At 39.9% G+C, this 12899-nt stretch carries 10 protein-coding genes and 1 pseudogene; 8 read left to right on the top strand and 3 right to left on the bottom strand.

The genetic code is table 11. The annotated features are described in order from the left end of the window. Positions 1-924: 924 nt before the first annotated feature. Positions 925-1797 (bottom strand): DUF4397 domain-containing protein, encoded by an 873-nt coding sequence (locus ACEYW6_RS21785; protein WP_412981388.1) that lies wholly within the window; start codon positions 1795-1797, stop codon positions 925-927. 848 nt (positions 1798-2645) lie between these two features. Between ACEYW6_RS21785 and ACEYW6_RS21780 the strand changes: the two genes are divergently transcribed. The 8 genes and pseudogenes from ACEYW6_RS21780 (at position 2646) to ACEYW6_RS21745 (ending at position 10627) form a co-directional block, all read left to right on the top strand. Further along, entirely contained in the window at positions 2646-3650 is a 1005-nt protein-coding gene (locus ACEYW6_RS21780) for an ABC transporter ATP-binding protein (RefSeq protein WP_412981387.1), read from the top strand. Beyond that, positions 3651-4463, top strand: a complete 813-nt coding sequence (locus ACEYW6_RS21775; protein WP_412981386.1) for an ABC transporter permease — start codon at positions 3651-3653, stop codon at positions 4461-4463. 184 nt (positions 4464-4647) lie between these two features. Beyond that, the gene (locus tag ACEYW6_RS21770) at positions 4648-6312 is read left to right on the top strand and encodes a GldG family protein (RefSeq protein ID WP_412981385.1); all 1665 of its coding nucleotides are present in this window, start codon (positions 4648-4650) and stop codon (positions 6310-6312) included. A 50-nt stretch (positions 6313-6362) separates the two neighbouring features. Next, complete coding sequence (locus ACEYW6_RS21765) at positions 6363-6986, top strand: DUF4340 domain-containing protein (protein ID WP_412981384.1); 624 nt, start codon at positions 6363-6365, stop codon at positions 6984-6986. A gap of 23 nt (positions 6987-7009) precedes the next feature. Continuing rightward, positions 7010-7864: a formyltetrahydrofolate deformylase gene (gene purU / locus ACEYW6_RS21760; RefSeq protein WP_412981383.1), complete on the top strand. Its 855-nt coding sequence runs from the start codon at positions 7010-7012 to the stop codon at positions 7862-7864. Positions 7865-8944: 1080 nt separating this feature from the next. After that, on the top strand, positions 8945-9661 hold the full coding sequence (locus ACEYW6_RS21755; RefSeq protein WP_190896384.1) for an acyltransferase: 717 nt from the start codon (positions 8945-8947) through the stop codon (positions 9659-9661). Further along, a pseudogene (locus ACEYW6_RS21750) lies at positions 9662-9751 on the top strand (acyltransferase); the annotation flags it as partial. 195 nt (positions 9752-9946) lie between these two features. Then, complete coding sequence (locus ACEYW6_RS21745; RefSeq protein ID WP_412981382.1) at positions 9947-10627, top strand: ATP-dependent Zn protease; 681 nt, start codon at positions 9947-9949, stop codon at positions 10625-10627. Between the two features lie 33 nt (positions 10628-10660). Here the strand turns inward: ACEYW6_RS21745 and ACEYW6_RS21740 are convergent, their stop codons facing one another. Both ACEYW6_RS21740 and ACEYW6_RS21735 read right to left on the bottom strand, forming a co-directional pair. Further along, the gene (locus ACEYW6_RS21740; RefSeq protein WP_412981381.1) at positions 10661-11683 is read right to left on the bottom strand and encodes a GGDEF domain-containing protein; all 1023 of its coding nucleotides are present in this window, start codon (positions 11681-11683) and stop codon (positions 10661-10663) included. A 942-nt stretch (positions 11684-12625) separates the two neighbouring features. After that, positions 12626-12826 (bottom strand): heavy-metal-associated domain-containing protein, encoded by a 201-nt coding sequence (locus ACEYW6_RS21735; RefSeq protein ID WP_412981380.1) that lies wholly within the window; start codon positions 12824-12826, stop codon positions 12626-12628. Positions 12827-12899: the final 73 nt, after the last annotated feature.

Genomic DNA, 12899 nt, shown 5'->3' with positions numbered 1-12899 from the left:
ACAACCCGCTTTGAACTTATCTCCATATCCTGCTTGACATTTTGACCATCGCCTTAAGTTGTCACCAATAGTCGGAGCCTGGGAACGAGTCAAGCCTTATCAAGCTACGTTTTTAGGACTTGTGTGTACACCGTAGCCTAAAAGGAGAGAGATTTTGAATTTTCCCCCTTCCCGCGACGAGTTGGGGGTTAGGAAGTTTTTCGTGAGGGACTTCCAGAGAATAAAATATACAGTTAATAAAAATGATAATCATTCTGAAAGAGAGAGAGCAGTTGCCGACAGCAACTGCTCTCTCCTAACAAAATATATGCAAGATAAATGTCTGCACTCAACAATAAAAGAGCGCAGTGAGGAGAATGGCTATTGCACGAAAAACTGTTATTTAACTTCTAACAATTACGTTGCTCCGTAACAAATATCAACAAACCACTTGCCTACGTTTGGTAAATTCTCTTGACCCAAATTAGTCAAACGTGAAATTTTATTTTCAATTTCTTGCATAGCTTCTTTAGTTAAACGCACCCCATTAGCATAACTTTGAGTGACTAAGTTATCGCCAACTTTGTGACTTTCAAAAATCCTCTAAAATATCAACTATAAGATCACTAGTTGCTTTAGATTCTGTAAAATACAAAAATAGTTCATCTAACTCTGGAAGATTTACCTCTAAGATTGATTTGAAGAATATCAGCTAATTTTGTGATTCCAGTATCTGCTGATATTTTGTTAGCACTCAACCCCAAACAAGCAGTAATTAGAGTAACTGCAACGGCGATGTGGTCAGTTGGTTGGCAGTCACATTAATAACTACTAAAGCGGGTCTGATTGAATCAGCCGCTTCCGCTTCAATAGTTATACAGTTTTTTCAAAAATTAAATAAGATTGATTCCTATTGCTAAAAATGCCTCACTAAGTTGATATTGCTTACTGCACAATCTGATAACACCCATTGGCATTAGGAGGAGCTGTTTGTGTTGAGGCAGTTGTGAGTAGCAGTGAGTTAGGTGCTTGGCCTAAGCCATTACCTGTAGCAATTACATCAAAAATGACTCCGGGCGGGACTTGTTGATTCGCAACTTCTACTGCGATTGGTGGGTTGAAGGCATTATTGATCAATGGGTCAAATTGGTCAGGTAGAACTGGATTGAAGTTATATGTACCAGCCGTAAGTTCTGGGTAAGGAATAGCAGTTTTGGGTGTTAGGTCTGTGATACGAGTTTCATCCACATTTGGGCTAGAGGATTTGCTAATACGGAAATCTATAACAGCGCTAGTTTCCGAAAAGCGATACCAACGTCCTTTAAATTTACCTGGATTAGGCTGTGTTAAATCCTCTGGAATCACAAAGGGTGATTGATTAAATAATGGTTGACCTGAGGGACCTTGTAGTGTTCCTGTGATCGCTACTGTATAAGCACTATTAGGCGCTCCTGTAAAGGTTCTAGAAGCAATTGTACTGGAAGTACCAGATTGCACAAAACGTACATTGATATTTCCTGGTGTTACATTTACATATTTACTAGCTTGACGAAAATCTACATTCTCCAAAACTTTTTGACCGTTGACAATCACATCAACTGGTGATGCAGTAGGAACCGCAGCGTTAATAACTCTTAATTTGGCAGGGCATCTATAAGGGTTTAGAAGAGAATCTAGTAGGCTTAGGCTTCCAGTGGGCAATTTTTGTGAAGGCTCTGTAGATAGTTGAGAATAGGCTAAACCTTTGTATGGATAACTAGTCAAACTAATTAAAGATAATGTCAAAGCACCTAAGAATAATCGTCTTGTTAGAAACATATCTTCCTCCTATCGTGAGACAAAAATAACAAATGATCAAGCTTTGTTTTGCATAAAAAATGATGCGATAATCATCACAAAGATTTTTTATGTATGGGGATATAGATGCAGGTTTTGTCAACGTAAAAGACAACGGGCGCACAATAATGTTCGCCTCAAGACATTAGACTTGGGCAGAATATTATTGCAGCAGCACATATAGTGGCTGGCTTCAAGTGTCCAACGTGACAAATGCTTTGGTGGAGGCTGCTTGAAGTTTATTGATAGCGCACTTCATGGTTCTAATATTTCACGATTTTTAGGAGAATGCAAGGACAGTCAAGACGGTTAATAGCTGTCATTTAACCATTGAATAACACATTAGTTGCTTGATAACAAATTTATATGTGTAGTTATATATGTAGGTAGTTGACATAGTGAGCAGTATTTATTTCTGCACCCCAAACCGCCGCATCATCTCCTGCAATTCCACCGCCTCCCCATCCGGCGTGTACACAACCTCACCCGACATCGCAATCACAATTCTCTATGAATTCTGAGTCTCATAGCTAAAGTCCACTCAAGTGGACTAAATGATCAATTCAGTCCACTTAAGTAGACTTCAGCTATCAGCCCTGAACTTCAGTTATGGGCGGGATGTCGGTGAGTGTGACGGTTTCACTTTAACAAAGCCTTACAAGGAGAAAGGCTTTAATTTTTCCCCCAACCCTTGTAGAAAAGCTTGCTTGGTGGTTAAGCTTTTCAGGAACTTTACCCATTTTCGGTTCATCTTAGTGCCAGTCCCCCATACCCAATATCGTGATCTAAGATTGTTGGGTATTATATAAATTGCGATCGCCACTATACCGATGATCGAAGTTGAACATCTGAGTAAAATATACGGTTCTACCCCAGCGATTACTGATGTCACTTTTAGCGTCGAACCTGGGGAAATTTTAGGTTTGTTGGGCCCCAATGGCGCTGGTAAAACTACAACCATGCGGATTCTGGCTGGTTATTTACCGGCAACCAATGGAAATGCCCGGATTGCTGGTTATGATGTTCATGAAAATTCTCTGGCTGTACGCCAACGCATTGGTTATTTACCGGAAACACCGCCGTTATATCCAGACATGACGGTGGAGGGATTTTTGCATTTTGTCGCCCGAATTAAGGGAGTATCAGCAGGCGATCGCCCCAACAAGGTAACAGCCGCTATCGAACGCTGCAACTTAGAAGATAAGCGACGGGTGATTATTCGCAAACTCTCGAAAGGATACCGCCAAAGGGTAGGAATTGCTCAAGCGATCGTCCACGATCCACCAGCGATCATTTTAGATGAACCCACCGTTGGACTCGATCCCCGACAAATAATTGAGGTGCGGAATTTAATTAAAAGTCTGGCTGGTACTCACACAATTATTCTTTCCACGCACATTCTGCCAGAAGTAAGCATGACTTGTAGCCGCGTCGCCATCATCAATCGCGGTAAAGTTGTGGCAACTAATACACCAGAAAACTTGATGACTCAGTTGACAGGTGGCTCAGGATATGAATTGGAAATAGAAGGAGAAGCTGCCCTAGCGAAACAGGTATTGCAAAATTTAGCGGGTGTGAGTTTGGTAGAATCAATTCCGACAGCCGGAGGCCATCAACCCCAGGCAAATCGCGCTTACCTGCGGGTGATATCGCAACCGGGAAAAGAACCAGGAAAGGATATTGTCACAACATTAGTGCGTGCAGGATTTGGTTTACATGAACTGCGGCGGGTTAACGCCACCTTAGAAGATGTGTTCTTGCAACTGACCACAGAAGAGAAAAATTTCGATCCTGAGGTAGACTTAGCAGCAGACAACGAAGGAGAGGCAGCGTAAATGGGTGTAGTACTGAGTAATATTATTGCCATTTATCGCCGAGAGTTACAGAGTTATTTTGTATCACCTTTGGCTTATGCGATCGCAGGCATATTTTGGTTCATGGCGGGATTATTTTTAGTGATGATTTTGCTAGGGCCAGATGGCATATTGCCAGGGGTCGCGGCAATAGATTTACAAGGGCAACAACTGGGAATGCCAATACCGCCGATAGATGTCTCCTACGAATTTATCAGGGCATTTTTGGATCGCATGGGGTGGCTATTGTTGTTTATCCTGCCAATTCTCTCGATGGGACTCTATGCCGAAGAACGTAAGCGGGGCACTTTAGAATTATTAGCCACGTCACCAATCACCAATTGGGCGGTAGCTGTAGGTAAGTTATTAGGCGTGCTAACATTTTTTACCTCGATGGTCGTACCCATGCTAGTGTTGGAAGCGATCGCAATCAGTGGATCAAATCCACCAATGGCGCTCTCAATACCCTTGCTGGGTCATTTTGGATTAATCTTGCTAGCAGCAGCAATTTTATCTTTAGGAATGTTTATTTCGTCCTTAACAGACAGCACAATTTTGTCTGCTGTTATCACATTTGCAGTAATTTTATTATTGTTATTGATTGATTTAATCGGAAAAATTGTCCCTGGCCCCATAGGCGAAGCCTTAGGTTATCTGTCGTTGCTGAAACATTACAACACTCTCATCCAAGGCATTTTTGATACCAGCGCTTTGATTTTATTCGCCAGTTACATTTTTTTGGGTATCTTTCTCACATCTCAGTCAATTGATGCACTGCGCTTTCAAAGGCAGTAGTTATACTGCCCAAAAACTATCAACCTCTCGTTCCTTGGCTCTGCCAAGGAATGGCTTTGGGGAGGCTCTGCCTCCTTGGACTAAAGGCAGCAGCCCCTAGATGAGCATTCCCATGCTCTGCATGGGAACGAGATCATGTCACCTTGGCAGGGCTACTCCTAACTCCTCACTTCAGTCTAATAATATGAAGATAGTTGCAAAAAATAAACTGTGGAAATATCTGTTTTGGTTGGGCCCGTTTTTAATTGCTGTTGGCTTAACAGTTGGGTTAGTCTCTGAACAGTGGGGATTAATTCCATTAGCATTTCTGATTACAGGAATTGTCATCAGTGGGTTGGGGATAATATGGCAAAGCTACCAAACAAACTGGTGGAAGCGTCGTTCTACCCAAGCTGGTACTAATGCCCTAGTGGCAACTCTGGCAGTGTTAGCAATTTTGGGATTGATTAACTTTTTGGGAACTCGCTACCACTTGCGGTCAGATTTAACAGAAAGTCAATTGTTTACCCTTGCACCCCAGTCACGGGAACTAGTGAGGGTTTTACCACAGCCAGTTAAAGTATGGGTGTTTGATATTAACCAGAATCCCCAAGACCGAGAACTGCTAGAAAATTATCAGCGCCAAAGCTCAAAATTTAAATATGAGTACATCGACCCCCAAGCTAGACCAGGACTTGCAGAAAAGTTTGGTGTCAAAGATTACGGGGAAGTTTATTTAGAATCTGGCGATAAACGGCAATTAGTGCAAACAGTAAATGAAAATGAGCGCTTGTCAGAAATCAGATTAACTAGTCGCCTGCAACAACTAACAAATTCAACCACAGCCAAAGTTTACTTACTCCAAGGTCATGGCGAACGCCAACTTTCGGCTGGGAAAGGTGCAATATCACAAGCAGTTCAGGGATTAGGCGATAAAAATTTCACAACATCACCGCTGAATTTAGGAGAAACTTCCAAAGTTCCTGAAGATGCCGCTGTAGTGATAGTGGCTGGCCCCAAGCGAGGGCTGTTTGAAGGCGAAGTCAAAGCTTTGCAAGAGTATCTTAATCGCGGTGGTAACTTACTGCTGATGATTGATCCCAATACTAATCCCAAAGTTGACAGCTTGCTACAAGAGTGGGGTGTCCGTTTAGATAATCGTTTAGCAGTCGATGTCTCTAGCGGAAGTGTTGTGGGACTTGGCCCTGCTGCGCCTTTAGTCACAGAATACGGACAACATCCGATTACCAAAGATTTCGGTAATGGCAATTCTTTTTATCCAATTGCCCGACCACTGGAAATTACCTCTGTGCCTGGTGTTCAAGCTACTCCACTGCTACGAACCAAACCCTATCCCAACAGCTGGGCAGAAAGCGACCTCCAAAGCGAAAGTTTGGAGTTTAATGCAGATAAAGACCTCAAAGGGCCTCTAACCTTGGGCGTTGCTTTAACAAGAAAACAAGCAGCTAAATCTGCTTCCACTCCCCAAGCTTCACCTACACCATCACCCCTACCATCACCAACCACCCAAAGCAAAACTTCCCCCACTCTCCCTGCTCCCTCTCCCTCCCCGACTCCCACTACCTCATCTCAAACAGCCACCGAGTCCCGGTTAGTAGTTTTAGGAAATTCCGATTTCGCCACCGATGGCTTGTTTCAACAGCAACTAAATGGAGATGTATTCCTCAACTCAGTTACTTGGCTGAGTCAACAGGATCAGCAACCCCTTTCCATTCGCCCCAAAGAACCGAAAAACCGTCGGATAACCTTGACAACCACACAAGGCAATCTTTTAATATTGTCATCTCTGGTGATTTTACCCTTAATTGGGTTTGCGATCGCAGTTATTATTTGGTGGAAACGACGGTAGAGTTAGGAGTTAGGAATTCTCTCTCAGTGCCAATGACAAATGACTAAAAAATGAAATTGCCGCGAACGACTTTAATTTTAATACTGCTAACGCTGGGTTTAGGCGCTTTTGTTTACTTCTATGAAATTCGAGGTGCAACTGTGCAAGAAGAAATCAAGGAGCAAAAGCAGCAAATTTTTTCTTTTGCCGAAGATGATGTGCAGTCTTTAACAGTCACGACAAAAAAACTCAACCTGAATCTGGAACGTAACCCTGAATCTAGTAACCCCAAGTGGTTACTCAAATCTCCGATATCGGGGCCAGCAAATGATGCTATTGTTTCTTATTTGATGGATTTGTTAGTCAAGGGTAATAGCGAACGCACTCTCTCAACTCCAGCACAAGAGCTTGGAGAATTTGCCTTAGATAAACCCCAAGCAACTATCAATATCAACCTGAAAAACCGACAAAGCCATCAGTTGATTTTGGGAAAATCTAACTTTAACGGTCGTTTCTTATATGCTCAAACTGACCCTGCTACAAAACCCGATGGGAATATAAATGTGCTGTTGGTATCTACAGATTTTGCAAACGCTGTAAATCGGGAATTATCAGAGTGGAAACAACCTGTAGATAATAGTCAGAAACTACCTCCGCTCATCATTCCTAAGCCGACTCCGACAAACAGCAAATAATTAATTCAAAATCTGGCGATATTATGACAAATCCGACAGCAACATTGCTGATTTCCTGCCCCGATCAACGGGGATTGGTGGCGAAATTTGCCAATTTCATCTATTCTAATGGTGGTAATATTATCCATGCAGACCAGCATACAGATTTTGCTGCTGGGTTATTCCTTACCCGCATTGAATGGCAGTTAGATGGATTCAATTTACCGCGAGAGTTTATTGCCCCTGCATTTAATGCGATTGCTCAACCTTTAGACGCTAAGTGGGAAATACGTTTTTCTGATACTGTACCACGCATTGCTATTTGGGTAAGTCGGCAAGACCATTGTCTATTTGACTTAATTTGGCGACAACGTGCTAAAGAATTTATTGCTGAAATTCCTTTAATTATTAGTAACCATACTAATTTAAAGGTAGTGGCAGAGCAGTTTAATATCAACTTCCAGCACATTGCCATCACTACAGATAATAAATTAGAACAAGAAGCCCAACAACTAGAATTACTACGCCAGTACAGAATCGATTTAGTTGTATTGGCGAAATATATGCAGATTGTTAGTGCAGATTTTATTAGTCAATTTCCGCAAATTATTAATATTCATCATTCATTTTTACCAGCTTTTATCGGAGCAAACCCTTATCACCGAGCTTTTGAACGTGGAGTAAAAATTATTGGTGCAACTGCTCATTATGCCACTGCTGATTTAGATGCAGGCCCAATTATTGAACAGGATGTGGTGCGAGTTAGCCACCGTGATGAAGTTGATGATTTGGTGAGAAAAGGCAAAGATTTGGAGAGAGTGGTATTAGCAAGAGCAGTGCGATCGCACTTGCAAAATCGTGTATTAGTCTATGGTAATAGAACAGTAGTATTTGAGTAAATGGTGCTCAGGCGACTGGAAGGCGGAAAGAGAGAGGTTTTCCAGATACCGTGAAAATTCAGGTTAGTGGATATCTGCGATCGGTAGGGTTTCAGGTAATTAGTTGGCTCTGTATTTACTCTGATTTCTATTTGTTATCTATTTAATTAATAACAGCTTTTGGCTAGTATCATTCATGCCTTAAGTTATAAAAATACGTATATTAAAATTATGTTTATTTTTAAAACTTTATATTTTTATTTTAAACTTTACTTGTTCTTTACAATAAATTCGTAAGTCTCTTTTAGGATAGTGGAAGCACACTATTTGTGTCACTATAAAGGCGCTTTAGTGAATATGTAAATTCTCTTTGTACGTAATGATGACAACAGCAGCAGACTCTAAAAACTGGCTGCAAGTAAGCCGTTATAGTAATCGGGGAAGTGTTTATTTGTTTGCTCCGATGATTAACTTTAATGTTATGGCTGAAGTAGGAGACACTCCCCCCTAATTTAACCTGCTTGTACTTGCTTGGAAATTTTATGAGGAATTCAACAATTACATTTTGATGGCAGCGAGGAAATTTTATGCCGACTTTGGAACAGCATAAACAGATGTAATTGAATTGAAATAACTACTTTGATGTTTGATAACTGAATATCTGAATTATAGTAGCTTGTCAAATTGCTAACTAATACACATCGATAGTTAGGTGTTTGATGTTGTGGTAAAGCATTAAGCTTCAGTATTAATCAGTGACAAATATAAAAAAGTATTTTCTCTAATTTCTAAATAAGTACATATAGTAAATACTAATTAAAGAATTTGCTTGTAAATAGATACAGCATTTCTTGTATAGCCTTCTAACAATTAAATAACCCTTGTATTTAATAGCCTCTAACCTTAGAGGTTACCTTGGGTTTTTCAAATATTTGAAAAACTTGATATTAGCCATCTTATTTTTTTATTAATCTGTAATCTAAAGAATGCAGATTTAGATGGTAAATAGCAAAAATTAAACATAGGATGTTTGTTGTTACTTAGGTATTACACAAATCTACAAATCTACAAGTCCACAATTTATTTGAGAAGAATAGAGCTATGAATAACTTGAAACATTTTTCAAAAATGAAGCGGTTTCAACAACTTTTATTAACTACTTTTATAGGCGATATTCCAACTATTTTTGGCGGTGTAAAGTTACGTGATTTGCTATACCGCACTATTTTTGCCCAGATAGGTAGTTCAGTTTATATTCAAGATGGCGTTGAATTTCTCAGTACTGATTCTATCGAAATTGGCAATGGAGTTTATATTTTCAAGGGTGTTCGTATAGATGGAAGAGGCCACGAAAACAATAGAATTCATCTAAAAAATGGAGCTGTCATTGAACGTAACACTGTAATTGGGGCACTAAATAACACTTGTATCGACATTGGTCAAGATACTTTTATTGGCCCTAGCGTTTGTATTTCTGGCCCTGGAGACATCAAAATTGGCAAGCACTGTTTGATTGCAGCCCATACTGGAGTATATGCCAATAATCACAACTTTACAGATCCAACAGAGCCAATCAAATACCAAGGTATTACTTGTAAGGGGATCGTGATTGAGGATGACTGCTGGCTAGGTCATGGGGTAAAAGTATTAGATGGTGTCACCATTGGTAGAGGCAGCGTTATTGGTGCTGGCGCTGTTGTGACTAAAGATATTCCCCCATTTTCGGTAGCTGTAGGCATCCCTGCACGAGTAATTAAAAGCCGTGACGGTAAAGAAATTGCCAAGTCTACAGAATTACCTTTGTCATCTTCAAACTGATCGGCAATGTCACTGATTATTGCTTATTGGTTTTATTTATTCTTTGAACGGCCATTCATGTCCAGTTTCTTAAAAAAGCGGAAAGTAAAGTCGCTTCTCTACGAAACGCTGCGCGAACGCTCCAATAAAAAATTAAAAAAAGGTCAAAGATGCTTTAAGTTGACAAAAACATCAGGCAGACTAACTGTACAATCAGCTTGATACAAAAACTGTGCATAGGCATAGCCCTTCGTAGATATCGCCTCATAATGAAGAAAGATTAAGTAGATCCTCAGAAAACCTTCAATGAGCCAAACTACCCTAAATTTAGTTGCAATATCTATCTTTCTCATGACCCTATCGGTACTGCTGGGGCCATTCTTGAATTTGTCGCCGGCAGTGCCGGCGCTTGCTACCTTCACTATTTTGGGAATAGCCACTTTTGACAGTTTTAGCTTGCAAGGCAAGGGTGGTACTATCTTTTTAGATTGGATTGCTGGTTTTTCAAGTGAACACCGCGATCGCATCCTCCACCATGAAGCAGGGCATTTTTTGGTTGCTTACCTGTTAGGTATTCCCGTTACTGGCTACACACTCAGCGCTTGGGAAGCTTGGAAACAGGGGCAACCTGGACAAGGTGGCGTTAGCTTTGATGATGGCGAATTAGCATCTCAACTAGAAGTGGGTAAAATCAGTGCCCAAATGCTAGACCGCTACTGCACTGTTTGGATGGCAGGTATTGCTGCTGAAACCCTAGTTTTTAATAACGCCGAGGGTGGAGGTGATGATAAAACCAAGCTGATAGGAGTATTAACAATTTTGGGCTTTTCTGAATCAGCTTATCAGCAGAAACTACGGTTTCATGCCCTCCAGGCAAAAACCCTACTGCAAGAAAATTGGTCTAGCTATGAGGCTTTAGTGAATGCCATGCGAGAACGCACTTCGGTAGAAGATTGTCAGGCTGAGTTAGGAGTAGAGAAAGAATAATAATCCTCAATACCCAATATTTCATGCTCACTTTTAAGAAGAAACAGCTTTCAAGTGTGAGACATGAGATAAGTTCGAGTTGATAACCCGATTGCGCCCAGCAGTTTTAGCCTGTAACAGACATTGATCGGCACGATGCAACAGAGTCTCTCCTCGATCATCATCCTCATCTTGCAGAGAGGCTGTGCCCAGACTAATAGTGATATTAATTGTCAATTTATTGCTGAGTGCAAATGGTTCATCGCTGACTACACGATTCAGACGACGGGCCACTAATAGTGCTTCTTCATCGGTGGTGTTAGCCAGAAGAATCACAAATTCTTCGCCACCATAGCGAAATGCTGTGTCTTGACAGCGCAGATTGTGTCGCAGACGCTGACATAGCACTTGCAAGATGCGATCGCCTACTAAATGCCCGTGAGTATCATTAACTTTCTTGAAATGGTCTACATCCAGAATAATCAAACTCAGGGGGATTTTTTGAGTCCTAGCTCTTTTAATTTGTCTGGGTAAGTCCCATTCTAAAGCACGACGATTATTTAATTCTGTCAGCGAATCGGCTAAGGCGATCGCTGATAACATATCATTTGTCCGAATCAAATCTCGGTATTTTTGCGCTTTCCGCAAGCCAACACTTAATTGAGCAAGTATTAGTCCATGATTGGCGGTCAACTCTGCCAAGCTATGGTCTGTTGTTTCTTCAATAAGATGCCAAATATAAGCATCGGCTCCTTGCTTTAATGCCGCAGCACTCATCTCCAATTCCCTGTGCCAACCATACTTGTTTCTATCAGTAAGCTGCTGGGAACGATCCTCGAATAGAATACAGTATATCCAGGATAGTTTTGTCTGGTCTTTCAACCAACTGCAAAGTTCCATGCTGCCATGCAGGCTAGCCTGCACAAATATGATATCGGGGGGTGTCATTTGAATTTGTGATACTGCCTGATTAAGATTGTTTATAATTTCTACACTAAAAGCAGTCGCATAACGAATCTGATCTGGAAGTGTGGCGATAAAATTATTTTTTCCAAAGACCAGAATAGAAATATTCATTGCTTTATTTTTTATCCTGTTTAAATTTTAAAGAGATTAACTTGAGTTACTTGCTACTATTGCCGCCTAATACTAAATATGATGTTTTAGGCAACGTTATATTTCTTGTTATATATTTTTTTGAACACCGAATCTACAATAATTTTCCAACTTTAATCTCCTTTTAAGGCTTTATATTTACTACTCCAGTTTTTGAAATATCCACTTCTGACAACTAATGTCTTCTTTAGAGTCTTTTTTTTAAACAGTAATAATACTGAATATTATTTGAATGTATAAAAACTATTGCTGTAGTCTCTTAGGTATTATTTTTCTCATGAAATTACCAAAATAAATGGTTTGTAATAACAGCCAAATTAGGCAGTAAAATTTCTTCCCAAGTAGAAAAATAAAGAAATCATTAAAAATTTTAATTCAATGATTAAATCTGAAATTTTATCATTGAATTAAAAAAGTTTTTTTCCATAGATTACCTCAGCCTTTTTCTTTAGGAACTAGGCTTTTACTAAGTATTAAGGTAGGAGTTGAATTGCAAAAAAAATGCGAATCAAATAGACAGCAAAACTCCTTGCTACTATAAGTAGTAGCTTTCTGGTAACATATCCTATAATTACAGATCGAAATTATTGGGTAAAAAAATTTACACTTTAAATCAGGTGTAAACCAAAGTTTCACAATCTGTTAACAGGATAAACAAAATATTTCTGTCTATGCTTGATCTGTGTTTGCTTGTTTACTTAATCCACATCTTTTTTTAATTGGTCGCAACATCATAACAATCCAGAAAAAAAGCTAAATAAAAAACTCGATGTTAAAACCTGCCCCTAATATAGGGATATTGCTTCGATTCCGCCCTTTCTATAGGCAGAATAAATATAAAAAATTTTGTTAGCCTAGCCTGAGATATTAAAATCTAAACTTCTGTGAAAAGCTAGAATCCGCTCAATAACCTTCAATAGCATAACCAGCAGCAACAATTACCTGTTTGATTGACTCCTCAGAAGCTGCGGATTCTACCGTGACAGTTTTAGCATTAACATTAACATCCACCTTAGCCTCAGCTTCCATAATGTGGATAAATTCAGTAATTGTTTCTGCACATCCCTCACAAGCAATATTTGATACTTTCAGTTGTAGTGCCATTTGTTACCTCAGTATGGGATTTTTAAACTATTTCTTAAGGATTAATCTTAACGACCAAAAGGCGATGTCTACG

The sequence above is a fragment of the Nostoc sp. UIC 10607 genome, assembly GCF_047228265.1.
GTDB lineage: Bacteria > Cyanobacteriota > Cyanobacteriia > Cyanobacteriales > Nostocaceae > Nostoc > Nostoc foliaceum_A.
This window is presented reverse-complemented; position numbering and strand designations above follow the sequence as displayed.

Bases quoted from the DNA above. Each gene is read 5' to 3' on its own strand.
- ACEYW6_RS21755 (WP_190896384.1), top strand. From the start codon at position 8,945: ATGAATAACTTGAAACATTTTTCAAAAATGAAGCGGTTTCAACAACTT.
- ACEYW6_RS21745 (WP_412981382.1), top strand. From the start codon at position 9,947: ATGAGCCAAACTACCCTAAATTTAGTTGCAATATCTATCTTTCTCATG.
- ACEYW6_RS21765 (WP_412981384.1), top strand. From the start codon at position 6,363: ATGAAATTGCCGCGAACGACTTTAATTTTAATACTGCTAACGCTGGGT.
- ACEYW6_RS21735 (WP_412981380.1), bottom strand. From the start codon at position 12,826: ATGGCACTACAACTGAAAGTATCAAATATTGCTTGTGAGGGATGTGCA.
- ACEYW6_RS21770 (WP_412981385.1), top strand. From the start codon at position 4,648: ATGAAGATAGTTGCAAAAAATAAACTGTGGAAATATCTGTTTTGGTTG.
- ACEYW6_RS21775 (WP_412981386.1), top strand. From the start codon at position 3,651: ATGGGTGTAGTACTGAGTAATATTATTGCCATTTATCGCCGAGAGTTA.
- purU (WP_412981383.1), top strand. From the start codon at position 7,010: ATGACAAATCCGACAGCAACATTGCTGATTTCCTGCCCCGATCAACGG.
- ACEYW6_RS21785 (WP_412981388.1), bottom strand. From the start codon at position 1,797: ATGTTTCTAACAAGACGATTATTCTTAGGTGCTTTGACATTATCTTTA.
- ACEYW6_RS21780 (WP_412981387.1), top strand. From the start codon at position 2,646: ATGATCGAAGTTGAACATCTGAGTAAAATATACGGTTCTACCCCAGCG.
- ACEYW6_RS21740 (WP_412981381.1), bottom strand. From the start codon at position 11,683: ATGAATATTTCTATTCTGGTCTTTGGAAAAAATAATTTTATCGCCACA.